The sequence below is a fragment of the Reichenbachiella faecimaris genome, assembly GCF_900176375.1.
In the GTDB taxonomy this organism is placed as follows: Bacteria; Bacteroidota; Bacteroidia; order Cytophagales; family Cyclobacteriaceae; genus Reichenbachiella; species Reichenbachiella faecimaris.
The window spans coordinates 1,320,204-1,338,662 of sequence record NZ_FWYF01000001.1; the positions used below are offsets into that span (position 1 = coordinate 1,320,204).

At 41.8% G+C, this 18,459-nt stretch carries 8 protein-coding genes; 1 reads left to right on the forward strand and 7 read right to left on the reverse strand.

The genetic code is table 11. The features are described from left to right. Positions 1–13: 13 nt before the first annotated feature. The gene (locus tag B9A58_RS05555; protein ID WP_176214680.1) at positions 14–2,980 is read right to left on the reverse strand and encodes a SusC/RagA family TonB-linked outer membrane protein; all 2,967 of its coding nucleotides are present in this window, start codon (positions 2,978–2,980) and stop codon (positions 14–16) included. A gap of 79 nt (positions 2,981–3,059) precedes the next feature. Next, positions 3,060–4,034, reverse strand: coding sequence for a PKD domain-containing protein (locus B9A58_RS05560; RefSeq protein WP_084371419.1), 975 nt, complete (start codon positions 4,032–4,034; stop codon positions 3,060–3,062). A gap of 307 nt (positions 4,035–4,341) precedes the next feature. Between B9A58_RS05560 and B9A58_RS05565 the strand changes: the two genes are divergently transcribed. Continuing rightward, positions 4,342–8,682, forward strand: a complete 4,341-nt coding sequence (locus tag B9A58_RS05565; RefSeq protein ID WP_084371420.1) for a hybrid sensor histidine kinase/response regulator transcription factor — start codon at positions 4,342–4,344, stop codon at positions 8,680–8,682. A gap of 323 nt (positions 8,683–9,005) precedes the next feature. Here the strand turns inward: B9A58_RS05565 and B9A58_RS05570 are convergent, their stop codons facing one another. The 5 genes from B9A58_RS05570 to B9A58_RS05590 all read right to left on the reverse strand — a co-directional run bounded on the left by B9A58_RS05570 (position 9,006) and on the right by B9A58_RS05590 (position 18,290). Then, positions 9,006–9,308, reverse strand: a complete 303-nt coding sequence (locus B9A58_RS05570) for a hypothetical protein (RefSeq protein ID WP_084371421.1) — start codon at positions 9,306–9,308, stop codon at positions 9,006–9,008. Positions 9,309–9,361: 53 nt separating this feature from the next. Continuing rightward, positions 9,362–10,567: an ammonium transporter gene (locus B9A58_RS05575; RefSeq protein WP_084371422.1), complete on the reverse strand. Its 1,206-nt coding sequence runs from the start codon at positions 10,565–10,567 to the stop codon at positions 9,362–9,364. 4 nt (positions 10,568–10,571) lie between these two features. Further along, the gene (gene glsA, locus B9A58_RS05580) at positions 10,572–12,299 is read right to left on the reverse strand and encodes a glutaminase A (RefSeq protein WP_176214681.1); all 1,728 of its coding nucleotides are present in this window, start codon (positions 12,297–12,299) and stop codon (positions 10,572–10,574) included. After that, positions 12,239–13,246, reverse strand: coding sequence for a glutamine synthetase beta-grasp domain-containing protein (locus B9A58_RS05585; RefSeq protein WP_084371424.1), 1,008 nt, complete (start codon positions 13,244–13,246; stop codon positions 12,239–12,241). The genes glsA and B9A58_RS05585 overlap by 61 nt, the downstream gene beginning before the upstream one ends. Before the next feature lie 370 nt (positions 13,247–13,616). Continuing rightward, positions 13,617–18,290, reverse strand: a complete 4,674-nt coding sequence (locus B9A58_RS05590) for a cadherin domain-containing protein (RefSeq protein ID WP_084371425.1) — start codon at positions 18,288–18,290, stop codon at positions 13,617–13,619. Positions 18,291–18,459: the final 169 nt, after the last annotated feature.

Below are 18,459 nucleotides of genomic sequence, written 5' to 3' on the forward strand. Positions count from 1 at the left end.
TGTAGGCGTCTAATTAAAAATTAACACTAAACCCAATCAACAAAGTCGTTGGTCGTGGATAGGAGGTGTAGTCTATACCTGCCGAAGGAATACCTTCCAGTGCCTTATTGGTATTAACCTCAGGGTCGTATCCGCTGTAGTCTGTGATTACAAATAGATTTTGTCCTGTCACATATACTCTCGGGCTATTCATCCAGGTAATTTTCTCGTTAGGGATATTCCATCCGAAGGTGACATTGGATAACCGAATGAAAGAGGCGTCTTCCAAATATTTAGTAGACGGCGTACCTGCATCGCTCAGACTCCTTGGTGCATTCAGCTCATCATAAGTGATGTTTTTGGCCTGACCCAGCGAAGATTTATTGAACAAGGCATTGGCGGTATTGTTGTAAACCAAGTTTCCTTTTTTGGCATCAATAAAAATGCTAAAATCAAAAGCCTTGTACTTTACCGCATTGTTGATGCTAAAGTCAAAATCTGAATACGGGTTACCTACATAAGCCAATTCTCCATCGTTGGCGTAGATGGAAATCCCTTCACTGTCATAGCCTAAAAACTCTCTCAATTTAAAAGTTTGAGAAGGGTAGCCGTTTTCGAGTACCTGAACTGGTGTTGCAGTTAATCCAGGTCCATTGAGCTGCCCGGTTAAAATATTGTCAGCCGTAAAATCTTCCATTATATTGTCGATCATGGTAAAATTGACCGTGGTGGACCAATCCCATGCTGAGCTTTTCAACCAATTGACAGAGACCGAAGCTTCTATTCCTTTGTTGATCAGTACCGCGTCAATGTTTTGCCAACCAAATGGTACAATAGTAGGATCTGGCAGAGGCGTGTAGTATAGCAGATCTGTTGTTTTTCTATTGAAATAATCTAGTGTCCCTGAAATCCTATCTCCCCAAAGGCCAAAATCTAGTCCCACATTGATCTGTCTAGTGGACTCCCACTGAATCTCTCCGTTCTTGACTTGTTTGATTATAACCCCTCCAGTCGTATTATCTTTCTCATAGATCAAATCATAGATATAATCAGGAATCTCTTGGTTACCCGTTTCTCCATAACCAACTCTTAACTTCAGATTATTAATTACTCCATTGCCAGCCAAAAAACCTTCTTCTGACATTCTCCAACCCAACGCTGCTGATGGAAAATACCCATAGCGATTATCTGGACCAAATCTTGATGAACCGTCCATCCTAATTGAAGCAGTTGCCAAATATTTGTCTTTATAGTTGTAGTTCGCTCGTCCATAAAAAGATTGTAACTCGCTCAAAGTTCCACCAGAATACACACTTGGTATGATACTACCGTCAGTAGAACCAATATTATCTGTGGGAAGGGTAGCAGAAGTAACAAAACCCTGTGCCACCATGCTATGCCAGGAAGTTTCGAAATACTGATAGGAATAACCACCCATGATGGAAAATTGATGATCGCCTATTATTTTATCATATTGAAGATAGTCTTCCATTAGGTAGTTGATAGACTCATTGTGTCTAATCTCTCCATAGCCTTTCAACATAAAAAGCAGTTCCTTGTCAAAGTTGATCGCTCGATCTGAGGTAGTTTTATCTACTCCCAGATTGACATGGAAATTAAGCCCTTCAATAATTTTGAAATCGGTAGTGATGTTTCCCAATACGCGATCGGTTTTGGTTCGATCATTGATGAGGTCAATCATAGCCGTAGGGTTTCTCTCGGTGTCAGAAAACTGATAGTAGGAGCCGTCGTTATTTTTTACGGGCCATGTCGGATTAGCAGTCAGGGCGTTGTAAATCACATCTCCACCAAACCCACCGCCATCTCCAATGGGTGCATTGCGATCCTTTATGTTTGAGACAGTCAGATTTAAACCTACATTTAATCGATCCTCAATTAATGTTTGATTCAAGTTGATTCTGGCCGAAATCCTCTTCATAGATGAAGACTCAATGATCCCTTGCTGATCCATGTACCCAACAGATGCTCGATAGTTGCCGGCTTGTGATCCCCCTGATATGGAGACTCCGTGATTTTGAGAAATGGCTGGTCTGAATATCTGATCCTGCCAGTCTGTGCTCGCCCCATAGTCGTGCTCCAAATAACTCAAATTGCCTGTCTGAGCGGCCAATTGTGTCCTTGCACTTCTCCAATCTTTTGCAGAAAGAACGTCTATTTTCTTTCTTACTTGTGAAAGGCTGGCGTACCCAGAATAATTAATTGATGCACTTCCTGCTTTTCCTCTTTTAGTAGTAATCATAACTACACCGTTTGCTCCACGTGATCCGTAAATCGCTGTGGCCGAAGCATCCTTCAAAATGTCAATGCTTTCAATATCATTTGGGTTTAAAAAGTTCAGCGGATTTTTGGCCTGGGTTCCGCCTAAGTCCCCAGCTGTAGTGCCCGCAGGAGACACATCCGCTCCAGAAAGGGGCACTCCATCCACTACATATAATGGATCATTGCTACTTCTGATCGAACCATTACCTCTGATTTTCACAGATATAGCAGCTCCTGGCGCTCCGCTCGATTGTGTGATTTGCACTCCAGTAGCTCGTCCTTGGATCATTTCTAGTGGATTGGACACCACGCCCTTATTGAAACTTTCCTCTCCTAAGGCAGTCATGGCTCCCGTAATATCCTTTTTTTGCTGAGTGCCATAGCCTATAACTACAATTTCTTCCAATTGCTCGATATCTTCTTCCATAGCTAAGTTGATCACTGTGCGACTGCCTATTTCTATGGTTTGAGATTTATAACCCAGCGAACTGAAAACCAATATATTTTGTCCTTCTATTAGGGACAGGGAATACTTTCCTTCAAAATCAGTTACTGTGCCAGATGTAGTCCCTTCTACCAGGATACTTACTCCGGGGAGTGTTTCACCTTGTTCACCTGTTACTTGTCCCGATACGCTTTTTTCTTGTGCCTGAGCACTAAAAAAAACCAACATCAGAAGAGCCACTAGGAGAAGTTCATTTAGCGTAAACTTGTCTCTCATGTACATGCTTGTTTAAAAAGTCAAATAGTTTTTTTCGGAAATCCACACTTACCCTTGGTGGGTAAGTGTGGAAAGTACCTTACTCAGATTTTGGAACAAGTACCACTTTGTACCATCTATCAGATGTATTTGGATCAATCTCATTATCGATTGCATCACCGCCCCATCCCCAAGAGATAAGTTCTACTTTATCTTCAGCAATAGAAAGGATGCCATAGTTATGTTCGTCATGCACGTCATAATCAGAGAACTCAACCCCTGAAGTATAATGACCGATATAACCTCCAGCTCCTGCAGTAGCGAGAGTGTAGGTAAAGATAGTATCCTCACCAGACCATGTCTCTAGCTCAAAAGTAAAACTACCGTCTCTCCAAGCAGTTACATCATTTTCCATTCTTGTAATCAAATCTTCTCCATCGGCAGTACAGCCCTCGCCACTGACTTCGTCGAAGACCTTCCATTCCTTCCAAAGCGATCCATTGGTCTCTCTAGTAAATGCTCCCTCGGAAGTAAATGTGAATTCGTTATCGAACAGACAGGACCTACCCTCTACCTGATCAGCGAGATTGCCCCACCAAAGCTCAACGGCAGTATCTTCAAGTGAAAGACCATCATACCATACCCCAGCTGGGTTGCCGAAGCTTACGGCATTTTTTTGTGGAGCCAAAACCCAAGTCTTGCTGCTTCCACCAGTTAAGAGGGTCATAGGATCCTGACCAACTTCTTCTATAACAATCGTTTCTTCGGCTGTTTTATCTTCTACTGAATTACTGGCCGTCAGTACTACGGTGTATTCACCGGCTTCAGCATAGGTGTGAGAAGGGCTCTCTTCAGATGAAGACTCGCCATCACCAAAATCCCAACTGTAATCATCTGCGTTAAGCGTTTCATTGGTAAAGGCAACGTCATAATCCTCAATGGCATAACTGAATGACGCAATGATGGGTTCGGGAGTTTCCGTTCCGTCGCCATTGTCATCGTCACTACAACTCACTACAGTAAAGGCTAAAAGCATTAGCGCCACTGCATAACCTGGTAATTGTTTTAAATTCATAATAATAGATGTTTAGTTATATAATTTTTGTTTTGGTATTCGATCGGTGACGGGAGTGAGTTAATCACCCGACCGAAATGCTGAAACAATGTTATGATTTGCGAAAGCTGAAGAGGTGGAAATACGTGATCAATAAGTGGAATTTTGGGACAATCCTGTCAGTACACATCAAAATAGGCCTTTAAAGACAGGTATTTGTTTGCGCCTTGATAGCTCAAATTTTAATATGACACTTACTTTTTGTATGTTTATTGAAGTTTAGTCCTATTACCTAACCAACCAAATAGGCAAGTAACCGGCAACATACATGAGAAAAATTGGCTCCCGCTCGAAGGTTGGCATTGCATGGCCAACACTCTTATTGTTCTTATGCTACTTGAATACAGAAGCTCAGATCAGTAGGTTTTCGCATATCGGCGTATCAGAAGGTCTAAGTCATGGCTGGGCCAAATGCATAGAGAAAGATAATCAGGGTTATCTATGGGTTGGGACGGTCAACGGGCTCAATCGTTATGACGGGAATGAATTCAAGGTATTTAAGAATATCAAAAACTCCCCCAATACAATTAGTGACAATTTTATTCAGGCGATAGAATCAGATCAGCAGGGCAACATGTGGATTGGCACCTATAGCGGTGGACTCAATCGTTACGATCCACTGACGGAAACCTTCGTCTCCTACAGAAATGCCCCAAAAAAGCTCAACAGTATCAGTGATGATCGCATACATGCCATCACTCAAGATTCGAAAGGAAGATTATGGGTAGGCACTGCCCGAGGTCTCGACCTATACGATTATGAAAATGACCATTTCAATCCATATTATATGCTTGTCAAGGACAGGCCGAAATTTATTCGTGGTATTGTAGCCTGCATATACGAAGATCGGGATGACAATATATGGGTAGGTACTGACAGTGGCCTTTATAAAATCGATGCCGAAACCGGACGTTTTGTTGGTTTCTCTCATAACCCTAGCGATCGCTCCAGCCTTAGTCATCCTTATGTCACTTCCATTTATCAGGATGCTGCTTCAAACATCTGGGTAGGAACCTGGGGTGGAAGTGTCAATCTTTTTCATCCTGAGCAGGAAACATTTACGCGGATTGAAGAGGAAACCCTAAACCACACCAAACTTAGCCACAACAGTGTACTCTGCATGACTGGAGATCGAGATGGACATCTATTCATTGGTACAGAAGGTGGGGGGCTCAATGTACTTAATATTGTTGACCACAGTCTGGCAGTTTATCTTCCACGTGTGGGGGAGTTAAATGGGATTAACAGTAACTCGATACATTCCATCTACTCTGATGCCGAATCCGGGATAACCTGGATTGGATCCTATGGAGGTGGTTTGAATTTTTTCAGTAGATGGAACAAACCTTTTGCGCATTTCAAACAGGATCAGGATGAATTGAACAACAATAGCATTTTGTCCATTGCAGAGGCATCAGATGGCTTGATCTATGTAGGTACCGATGGCGGTGGGATCAACATAGTCAATCCCAAAACCAAACAAGTTGAGCAACTCACACATGATAATCTGGACGAAGGAAGCCTAATGAGCAATGCTGTATTGGCCTTAGAATTTGATGATGAACAAAACTTATGGGTGGGCACATTTGATGGTGGATTAGATTATTTACCCAAAGGGGCCAATCGATTCCAGCATTTTATTCCCGATCCTGAAGACCCCAACAGCATAAGCGACTCAGACGTCAGCTCCATTTGTATTGCAAAAAATGGAATAGTCTGGGCGGGTACTATGAATGGAGGCATTAGTCAATACAATCCTATCACACGTACATTTAATAATTTCAAGCATGTGCCAGGTAATGCAGCCAGTCTTACTGATAATTTCATTTCTCATATTTTTGAAGGGGCGAATGGCAAATTCTATATTCAGAATGGAAAAACTTTGGATGTGTTTGACTCCGAGACTTCTACCTTTTCCCGACTGGACAAATCCTTCGGGATGATCTTAAATACGCCCATTGCCTCATTGGAAGACAGCCGTGGTAATATTTGGGTAGGTACACGTGAGGGGTTATTCTTTTTTGACCTGAAGTCCATCAAATACAAAGAGTTTAACAAAACTAGTGGACTCCCTAATAATAGTATAACCGGAATACTGGAGGATCAATTCAGAAACTTATGGGTAAGTACAATGGGCGGATTGGTCAAAATGGAAGCAGCAGTGCAACATCAGGATACTGTTCGGATGCATACCTATACTAAAGAAGATGGTCTACAGGGCAATGATTTCAAAGACATGGCCTGTCATAAGGGTAAGGGTTCGATGCTTTATTTTGGTGGTCAAAACGGTTTCAACTTCTTTTATCCCGAAAAAATCCATCTGAATCCGGTTGTTCCTCAGGTACTATTTACTGGTTTTAGATTATTCAACAATAAGGTGGAATTTGGAGAATCAGAAATTTTAAAAAAGCCCCTCAACCAAACTCAAGTAATCCATCTGGACTATAAGCACAACGTATTCTCGTTTGAGTTTTCTGCACTCAATTACTGGCAACCGCAGAAAAATCAATATGCCTATATCATGAGAGGGTTCGAAAAAAACTGGAATCATGTAGGCAACCAGAACAGCGCCACTTATACCAATCTAGACCCTGGGCACTATACCTTCAAAGTGAAAGCAGCCAACAATGATGGCATTTGGAACGAAACGGGAGAATCCATTGAGGTGATCATATCTCCTCCCTGGTGGAAAACTACCTGGTTTAGGTTTGCCACTATTTTCCTTCTTGCATTCACTATTGTTGCTTTCATCCGTATTCGACTTTATCAACTCAAGCAGCGTCAGAAAGAACTGACTAAGGAGGTTGAAGCAAGAACTATCGAAATACGATCCATCAATGAATTGCTGAAAAGCAGAAATGAAGAGATCGGAATAAAGAACGACAGGCTCACTGACAACAACAAGAAATTAATCGACCAAAATGGCGAACTCGAAAGACAGGCTATTAAAATTCAATCCCTCTTAGGGGAAATACAGGAACTCAATGAGCTAAAACTACGCTTCTTTACGAATATTTCTCATGAGTTAAGAACACCCCTTACGCTGATCATAGGCCCTCTAGAAAAACTCATTTCGACCTATGAGAATAAGAACCGATCTCAGAAAGAATTTGGTGTGATGCATCGCAACGCCCTTAAGCTACTTAGACTCATCAACCAGTTACTTGATTTTAGAAAAATAGAATCGGGCAACATACAGCTTCAAGCGCAGAAAAATGACATCATTAGCTGTATTCAGGAAGTGTTTGACACTTTTAAGTTCATGGCTGAAAGAAAAAGAATCAAATACAGATTTGAGTCCGAATACCAACATTATGACCTGTGGTTTGATCAGGAAAAAATGGAAAAAATTCTTACCAACCTGCTTTCAAATGCTTTCAAGTATACCTCAGAAGGGCATGTTCTGGTAAAGCTAGCCATGAGCGAAGATGAAAAGGCTATGATATTATCGATTTCAGATACAGGAAGAGGCATTCCAGCTGATCAACTGCCTAAAGTTTTCGACCTCTACTATCAGGCCAATAATGCTTCGAATCTAAATCAGGCAGGTTCAGGTATTGGACTGGCACTCATCAAACAGTATATTGACCTACACCACGGCAAAATAGAACTGACCAGCCAAATTGATCAAGGATCTTGTTTTAGAGCCCATTTCCCAATTGGAAGCGGACATTTGGATGCTTCTGAAATTGTGACCGCAGATGTCGAAGATAGGATCATGATACAGTCTTCAATCCCTGAAACCGAATCATATTCGGAAGAACGTGAGGTTCCGTTTGATCAGCTATCCGATATACCACTGGGTGAAAAACCCATGCTACTGATTGTAGAAGACAATGCAGACATCAGAGACTATATTAGAAACTCGATGGATCAGGACTTTCAGGTTTCAGAAGCTTCTAATGGTGTCATGGGATTGGAGAAAGCATTGGAAATCACTCCTGACCTGATCATCAGTGATGTGATGATGCCTGAGATGAATGGGTTTATGATGTGTCAGAAACTAAAAGAGGACGAACAAACCAATCACATCCCTATTGTGCTGTTAACTGCCTATTCTGGTGAAGAAAAACAGTGGGAAGGCTTCAAATCCGGAGCTGACGACTATATAACCAAACCATTTAACATCAAAATCCTCCAGCAAAAGCTGAAAAATATAACGCATACGCGCGAGCAACTGATCCAGAAATTCAATCAATCGACCTCTTTGGATATTCAAAATCTATCACCAAAGGAAACAGATCAAAAATTCCTTAAAAAGGCTATAGATGTCATTAATGAAAATCTGGATGATGCCAACCTAAGTGTGGATGATTTTAGTGACCATTTTAATATGAGCCGACGCAATTTGCTTAGAAAGCTTAAAGCGATTACTGGCTTATCGGTTAGCGAGTTTATAAAAAGTATCCGTCTTAAAAAGAGCATATCCTACATCAATACCAGCGATATGAATATTTCCGAAATCGCTTATGCCGTTGGGTTTAGTGATCCCAAATACTTCAGCAAATGTTTTAAAAGTCAATTTGGTAAATCACCCAAAGAATACAAAGAACCGGATAATTTCAGCTCCAGTTCTGGTTATCTAAAGACTACCAAGCTGGTCGATTGATGACCCTCTAAAATAGCCCTTGGTTCCAGAGGAAAAGCCTCACGAGATTGACAATCTCTAAACCTTTTTGGTTGTGAAATCAACCTCAAGAGCAATCCATGTAAAGGCTCAGCATTCCCCTTCATGTTGAAGTTTAGGACTGACCTCATTCTGAAGAACGGTTTTGTTTCTTAGTAAGAAAAAGATGAATTCATCTTTCCTACTAATTTAAAAAGCAAAGAACCTGACAACTTACCCAATTGTCAGGCCTTACCTAAAACTAAACTCTGTTACAAGTTGAGGGCAGGATTTGCACATGTCACCTACCCTCAATTTCTACCTAGTTAATTATTGTTTCTAGTTCTCTCTGGTCTTAAATTTTTGGCTGCTGGCCCCTTTAGATCTGCCCTATTACTCCTTAAAATTGGAGTCGCTTCGCTCTCTGCTTCCCAGACTTTTACGTTTTTCGCAGCTGGCCCTTTTTTTAGTCTATTCAGTTTTAAAGAGACCACTACTACGTGCTCATTGGTGTTTTCCCAAGGCTTAGAATTTTTGGCTGCTGGCCCCATGAGCCAACTCTTTTGAGCCATTGTATTCGCTGTAAATAATACACTAAGTATGAGTGTTAAAAAAATGTACTTCTTCATAATTCTTTTATTTTGGATTCTTGTTTTCAAAAATTCTTAAATTTTAATATCGGTCAGGAAAAGCTTTTTTCGTTGTGATATGCCACGTCTATCCCTTTGATTTCGACTTCCGCCTCTACTCTTACTCCTCTGGTGAGAAGTTTGGTAAATCTGTAAACAACATAAGTACCAAGCAGGGAAAAGAATATGGTAGCCAATACAGCCAAGAGCTGCGCCACAAACTGGTATGGGTTGCCATAAAATAAACCTGCTTCGCCATTGATCATGGGATTGGCGAAAAGCCCTGTGGCGAGAGATCCCCAAATCCCAACAACGCCGTGAATACCGAACACATCTAGTGTATCGTCATATTTCAAAGCTTTTTTCAAGTGAACTACACTATAATATCCAATCAACCCAGAAACAAGACCAATAATCAAAGCACCATCCACGCCCACATATCCTGCAGCAGGCGTAATGCCCACCAGACCTGATATAGCACCAGTGGCTAACCCAATGATTGACGGTTTTCCTTTTTGCTGCCATTCGATTGCCATCCAAGCGATTCCACCTAGACAAGCAGCCACATTAGTTACCAATAAAGCATTGGCTGCTACTCCATCTGCGGCCAGCTGACTGCCAGCATTGAAACCAAACCATCCGAACCAAAGCAATGCCGATCCGAGAATATTGAGTTTTGCAGAAGATGGATCCTCCGCAGTCTGTTGCTTTCTTTTTCCTAATAAAAGAGCCAAAAGCAAGCCAGCTATTCCTGCATTCACATGTATAACCGTGCCTCCCGCAAAATCTAGTTCACCAAGACTACTTAGGAACCCATCTCCCCAGATCATCCGGGTCAGTGGTGCATATACACATAACACCCAAAGAGTGGAAAAGATAAGCCAACTGCTGAATTTGAATCGGCCAACTATGGATCCACATATAATTGCCACTGCGATCGCTGCGAATACGCCTTGAAAAGCTACAAAAACTAGCTCTGGAATCGTCCCTACCAAATCTGAAGGTGATATATTTTTCAGAAATGCAACTTCCAACGAGCCAAAAACTGGATGTCCATTAGGGCCAAAAGCAATACTATAACCCGCCACTACCCAAGCGAGTGTGGCCAAACAAAAAGCCACATAGCTCATTCCTACCGTATTGATAGTATTTTTCTTATTTGATAATCCTCCATAAAATAACGCCAAACCTGCTGGCGTCATAAGCATGACAAGTGCCGTGGAGATGAGCACCCATGCGGTATTTCCTGTATCCATCATGATATTAATTTTCTAGTATTGGCGTATGGGCTATCCTGCTCTTGTGTGCTTTGATAGCCTTATCCAATAGGATTTCTATTTCTTTGTTTTTAAATCTTTTTGCATCATCAAGAGGTGTATTTCCCCATCGATCCTTGGGAGTCAAATGAATCTTCTTTTTAATCAGATATTTGACTACTTCCATCTGCCCTTCACAAGCTGCCAAATGCAAGGGTGTGCGTCCATCATAATCTGCCACATCAGGGCTCACCCCTTCGGCTTCCAATCGGAATATTTCATCCATATCCCCATGACTAGCAGACCAGATCAATTCCATTACTTTTGAAGCAATCAGTTCATTCTCTCTTTTTCGCGGATTTACTTTAGCCGAATGGCCAGTCAAGGAATCGTATTGATGAAAGCTAAAATGTTCAACCAAACGCTCACAAAACTCCACGCCCCGTACGCTGTTTCCTACTTCGTCCAGCCTAGGCGACCAGATGCTGATACCCATTAGGTTTGGAATGACCAACATCAAAGCCCCTGACACACCACTTTTAGCTGGCAGGCCAATTTTAAAGGCGAATTCGCCAGAGAAATCATACATCCCACAGCTGAGCATGAGTGATAGACAATTTTGAACCGTTGAGGACTGAAAAATGGTATCTCCTGTCAATGGGTTTGTTCCGGCGTTGGCCAATGTGGCCGCCGCAACTGACAGATCGTAAGCATTAGACTCTATAGAACAACACTGAAAGTAGAATTCTAAGGTCTCAGTCAAGTTTGTATTTTCGGGAAAAGCATTTTTTTCCCTCATGAAATACGCCAAAGCAAAATTCCTATCTGCCGTTTGTCGTTCTGAGAGATATACAGAATTATTAAAACTAACATCTTTGCCTCCACATAGGGCTTTCCATGTTTTGCTCACCTTATCAAAGCGGTCTGCTATATTATTCTTGCGATCAATCAAAGAGCAGCTCATCATTGCACCAGCATTTATCATAGGATTATGCGGAAGGCCTCTTGAATTCAGTGCCAATTCATTGAATGACTGACCGCTGGGCTCTCGACCTACATGATTGTGCACTACATCTGCACCTAGCTCCTCTAGTGCTAGGCAATAATTGATTGGCTTACAAGAGGATTGCAAACAATAATTCACACCTGAATCACCAATAGAAAATCGCTGGCCGTCTACTGTGCAAACGGAAATAGCAAATTGATCTGGATTTACGCGTGCTAATTGAGGAATGTAATCAGCTACTTTTCCAGATTTGTTCTTCAGTGTTTTAAGGTAAATCGTTCTGATCTGCTCACAGAATGACTCAAAATCAGGAATTACTGCATTCTCTGTCAATGATTTTTTGACCAGCGCGTTTTGCTTCAAAATTTCATTGAACTCGGTTTGAGATATTCCGGTAATTCCCTTACCATTCTTATGTAATTTGAAGTCATTCAGCAGCTCCTTGATCCTTGGGTCGTCAGATAAAATGCCTGTGCGAGCCAGCTGATCTAAGAATTTGTCGTGTTCAATCGACTTCTTCTTACCTTGATCCAATATATTGAATAGAGAATCTGCCTCATTATTTATAATCTGAGTGGTTGTTATCATAGCAATTGATTTAGTTTTAAAAAGAGAAAGAAGGGGGTAATTTTCATTACCCCCACTTAGCTGATTGATCAGACCTTCGTCTAAACCATAACCTCTTCTGGAACCGTATTCAATATTTTCGCTGTAACTCGATAAGGACATGCATTGGACGCTGGACGTCTGTCTTCCAGATAGCCTACCCATCCATCTTCTACCGTTGAGATTGGAATACGAATGGATGCTCCTCTATCACTTACACCATATGAAAAACGGTCGATAGACTGCGTTTCATGAAGACCTGTAAGTCTTTCGTTGTTCATAGAGCCATATTCAGCGATATGATCCGCATGAGAAGCTTCCAAACTGTCCAAAATCATTTTAAAGTATTCTTCTCCTCCTGTGGTTCTCATGATTTCGTTAGAAAAGTTCGTATGCATACCCGAACCATTCCAATCACCCTTTACAGGCTTAGGATGCAATTCGATTTTCACGTCATACTTTTCAGCTACTCTAAAAAGCAAGAAACGCGCTAGCCATAAATCATCTGAAGCACTTTTTGCTCCTTTGCCCAATAACTGGAATTCCCATTGTCCCAGCATTACCTCTGCATTCACACCAGTGATGCTGAGTCCACAGTTTAGACACAAATTCAGGTGTTCTTCTACAAAGTCCCTTGCCACTACATTCTCGCTACCAATTCCACAGTAGTATTTGCCCTGTGGCTCTGGATACCCATCCTCAGGAAAACCTAGAGGCATTCCGTTGTGCATAATGACATACTCTTGCTCAAAGCCAAACCAGAAATCTTTGACATCCTGATAGGTTGCTCTCTTGTTACTTTTGTGCGGTGTTCCGTCAGGATTTAACACTTCACACATGACTAGATAACCATTGATGCGTGCTGGATCTTTCCATACTTTTACAGGTTTCAATACGCAATCTGAAGAACTTCCTTCTGCTTGTTTGGTCGAACTTCCGTCGTAAGACCAAAGTGATAGATTGTCTACAGACGGTACTTCGTCTGAGACCACGATTTTTGTTTTACTTCTGATGTTGGCTTCTGGTTCATAACCATCTAGCCAGATGTACTCACACTTATAGATTTCCATTTTTGAATTGTTTTGTTTGCAAATAGTTTTCTCAAGAAAGCGCTGTTTATTTCTTTGTCAAGTTGTACTATTCGATATTATTTTTGGATAATTAGTTGTTGTGATCCGAATGCAAAAGTATATGAGGGTACTTACGTGTTGTTAGCACAAATCCGGCAAATAAGATCAAATTCCCGACACCCTGGCCTGTTACAATTCCGTCGCGCTAACACTATTCCGACAAGAAATAGTCCAATTAATTGACAGAATCGTCCAGTAAGCTGTCTACTTCGACGAGTGATATTTTAAAAAAAGAAGGGTGCGACCCATACCAGCCACACCCTTACACTTCTAAGCGATTTTAGAAGCTTTCTAATCAGCATCTTTATACTTAATGTTTGATAATCTGCTCTGCAGACAAGCCTTTTTCATTTCGAATCATTAATAGATAGGTTCCCGGATTTAGATCGTTTAAATCAAATTCCAGATCATTGCCTACAGATTCATTAGTTACTCTTACGCCCTTAAGGTCGATCAGATAGGCCTTTACCTTTTCTGTGGTTTTTACGTGCAAAACACTGCGCGTAGGGTTTGGGAAAATTTCCCAATCATCCTGCATTGGTTCAATACCTAAAACTGTTTCTTCTCCTTCTTCCTCGTCTTCGTCTTCCTCGTCTTCCTTGTCTTCTTCTTCGTCGTCTGCAACTTGGCTTACGGAAACGAGCCAGTCCTGAGTGGTCCCATCTTCTGCTGTGACGGTGTAAGTCACCTGATTGGTAAAGTCAACGACAGCATTACTTACTGGAGAGCTAGTAGCTCCAGCTGATAAGGTGACCGTAGGAGATAATGCTGAAAGGTTCGCTGCTGAACCCACTTCGATAGCAATGCTAAGCGCATCTGCATCAATACTTGCCACGCCCGTTTGCTCAGTCAAAACAAAACCAATAACGTCAGTGGCATTACTCAGAACTACCTCATCTACATCTGTCAAATTGATTTCGACGCTCGTACTTGCTGTTTTGACCGGATTCAAATTATCGCTTACCACCACAGTAAGTTCAAACTTCGACTTCGTTTCAAAATCCAATGCGGATGAAGTGTTAACCTCTATCTCTCCATTGTTATTGATTCGGAAGGCATTGCCTGTGTTTCCCGCCGTGATCATATAGGATAGAGTTTGAAAAGTATCTTCATCTGTACTGGTAATGATCGCTGCTATAGTACCTGCCACTGCATTTTCATCCAAGGCATTGATATCAACATTAGAAATGACTGGTTCAAATTCATTGACATCGTTGATTGAAATCGTCACCGTTTCTACTGTTTGCAGAGATCCTATCCCTTCATCAGTAATTCTTACCTCAAGCACAATCTCCTGAACACTCTCATAGTCTAGGCTAAACGACCCACCAGCAGCACCAGCTGCCCTAAAAAGCACCTGAGATGACGCTAAACTTAACTCCCCCGTCTCAAAGTCCAGGGAAAGAAATCCCTCCTCGCCGACAGACAAAATTTCAAAAGAACCGATACCATCTGAATCGTCAGAACTCAAAATAGCGATTACGGTACCCTCTGGAGAATTTTCATCTATTGCAAATTCCTTAGCAAGCAAGCTTGGGAATTGATTGACAAATACGAAGATCTCTGCTGTGACAATCTTTGATAAGCTTCCATCGCTCACCTCTATTCCCAATTCGTACTTGGGTGTACTTTCTACATTGATTAGGCTGGCGTCTGCTACAGTGCCTACGCCAGTATTCGCATCCACAGCAAATACACCATTAGCATTTCCTGATATAATCGTAAAAGTCAGCTCATCATTTTCTGGATCGGTGGCAAGCAGTGTGCCCAACACATAGCCATTTTGCACAAAGGCACTCATACTCAAACTCATATCCTGAGCTATTGGCGCTTCGTTGACATTGGTCAGATTGATCGTAATAGATTCTTCTACAGACAAACTGCCCTGACTATCATCGGTTGCTTGCACGATGAGCCCAAAAGACGATTGTGTTTCAAAGTCCAATGCACTTTCATCAATAACCTGAATCTGTCCATCCGTTCTTATGGAGAATATACTCGCACCATTGCCCCCTACAATAGAGAAGCTAATATCATCCCCATCGCTGTCGGAAGCATCTACTATACCTACTTCCGTACCATTGGCTGCATTTTCATCTATTGTGAATATAGCCGATATAATCTGTGGAGCCGCATTTTTGAATACTCTCATCGGAACATCTGTATCTCCCGTAAGCTCGGGCGTACCATCATCTGTCACCGCTACTACCAGGGTGATATTTGTGTCATTGTCCAGTGCCTCCAATGCCACGCTGTTGACCACTGTGATTTCTCCAGAAGCGGCATCTATGTTAAAAATACCATCGTCATTTCCCGCAGTGATCGCAAAAGTATGTGTCTGCCCAGCGTCTTGATCCTGAAAAGTCATGGTTCTAATAACAGAGCCATTTGGCAGGAAACCACTGATATTGATATCAAGTGGGATGCTCAATACTGGTGCTTCATTCATGTCATTGAGCGTGATGGTAACAATAGCCGTACTGGCTAAGGGTAAATTTGCATCGTCATCTTGCACCTTCACCTGGAGCTCGAAAACCGACTGTTCTTCAAAATTTAATACTGTTTCATCATTCACGGTGATTTGGCCAGAACCACTTATAGCAAAGGCATTGTTAACATTGCCATCTACAATAGAGAAAATGATCCCGTCATCGTCGCTGGCTATAACTTGCATTGCTACTGTGTCATTAATTGTGTTTTCGTCTAGTGAAGTACTCTGGTTAGCAATGACCGGAAACTCATTGTCTATGATATCTATGGTGACTGTACCTGTAGACGTGAGTGACCCAGGCCCCTGATCTGCGGCCTGCACGGTAAGTTCAAAACTGGTAGTCGCTGATGATTGAAGTGCAGACTCATCTGTCACAGTAATCAGTCCAGTATTTTCATCTATAGTAAAGATACCCTCATCATTTCCCGATACAATACTCAACAACTGATCGTGATCTTCTTCATCATCAACAGAAACGCGCTCTACTTCACTGCCGTTGAGCGCAAAGCGACTCAATGAAACTGTGGTAGAACTAACACCGGCTGCGGTGTTAGGCCCGTCCTTGATGAGGATAGTGAATGTACCTTCGCTGTTTATTTCATTCCAGAGCTGTAGGTAGTAATCCGTATTCGGTTCTACCACCATACTGAAGGTGCCATCAGATTCACAAATACTGATACCTTCCCCTCCACATTCATCATACGCTTCAATTTGCATGTAAGAAGCTGCCTCCAATGGCCCTGTAGCATCTGTATCTATTAACTCCAGAGTTATGGACACCTCTACATTAGATCCAGAATTGAATTGATACCAAACGTCATTGATATTGGCATAAGGATCACAATCATTATAATCTGTAAAGATCGTGGCGTTGGCATTCGTACCCGAAGAGGGAGTACCTTCTACTTCCGCAAAGACGGTCAGCTGCTCAGCTTCATTACAGTTGTCGTTGGCAGGAGGCGGAATGGTAGGCTGACTGCTCACTGTCATATCAAACTCACCACTATCACTATCATATCCATCTACCAAAACATAATATTCATGCCCCTCTAGAGAATTGAATTTCACGGTGGATCGATTGCCTGAGCATTCATCATCATCATCATTACCTGCTAAACAATCTAATCCTGTTGAACAAGACCCAGCATACACACTGATGCTGGTATCAAAGTCGGCAAAATCACATGTGCTTAGCTTAATTGTTTCTCCATTACCTACTATTCGATACCAGACCCCTACTGAAGCACCCTGTTCATCAGTTTCGTCCACAAAATTAGATCCACAAGCAGGGGCCACAGCAGCATCGTTAGTCGCAAATGTTGTATTGCCAGATACGGTCTGTCCTACAGCTACTGTGATAGCCTCTGAGCAAAAGTCATTACACAGTTCACCTGCACCTTCAATGATCCAATTAAAAAGTGTTTCCAACTTATTAATTGCGTCTCCTGCACCACAATAAATTAATCCATCTGCGCCTAGTACGATATCACTTTGCACTTCCTGGTTAGACCACCCAATGAGGGTATTAGAGAAATTGTCACGAGATATTGCGGCTCCATCAAAAACTGCCAACATATTCCCCACTGAAGTGACATCCAAATTTCCCAAGTTTTGGTTGAAAGAAATAGCATCCTGAAACATCCCCCTCATATTGGTGGCAGATTCAAGTTCCCAGCTTGAAATATCTATATTAAAAGCATTGGCACGCTGAAACATGAACGACAAATTCTGAACATTCCTTACATCCCAATCACTAATATCTTGATTAAAAGCATCAGCATCTACGAACATGCCCTGCATATTCTCTACCAAACCTACTTCCCAGTCACTGATGTCCTGATTAAAAGTGCTGGCACGAATAAACATATCTCTCATATTGGTAGCTGAAACTACTTTCCACTCGCTTATGTCACTATTGAAACGGGTAGCGTCTGCAAATAATCCCTGCATGTTCTTGACATGGCTCACATCCCAGTGGTTCAAGTCATCATTGAAAAACTCCGCCCCTCCAAACATGACTTCCATAGTCTCTATCTGACTAAGATCAGGTGCGTCCGTAGCACTAAATCCCGTTCCGGGCCAGTCAGAAAAACTTCTGTTCATACTGAGCCACACAATATCCCCCCATTGCACTACATCTAGAAGTTGTGCTTTGGTATAGCCAAAAAAGCGAGGAAACTTACCACTGATCTGAAGTCGGTACCTGCCAGGTGTAGGTATTGAAATAACCAAGTCATCTCCCTCTGTCGTAAAATGGGAACCATCGTCTATCACATTGATGATCACCTGACCAGACTCATCTATTTGATCAAAGGAATATTGAAAATCATACGTGTCGTCAAAGCTTTCAGTGTCATTACACGGAAGTTTAAAATCATCCGTAGAAGAAAACTCCCACGTGGTGATGAATGGCTCAGTCTGTGCCTGCACCATAAATGGTCGGATAGACAATCCAAATAATATGCATGCGAGTAATCGGAGTTGCTTTGTCATAATTCTTAGTGATTAAATAGCTCTATTTATTTTTATAATTATTTCAATAATTAATAGAAGCAAAATTAGATTTCTTGTCTATCGAGCAACTAGCACAAATCCGGCAAATACCATAAAGATTCCGACAGACAGAATCACATGAAGAATCTGATGGTATTTTTCTAACAAA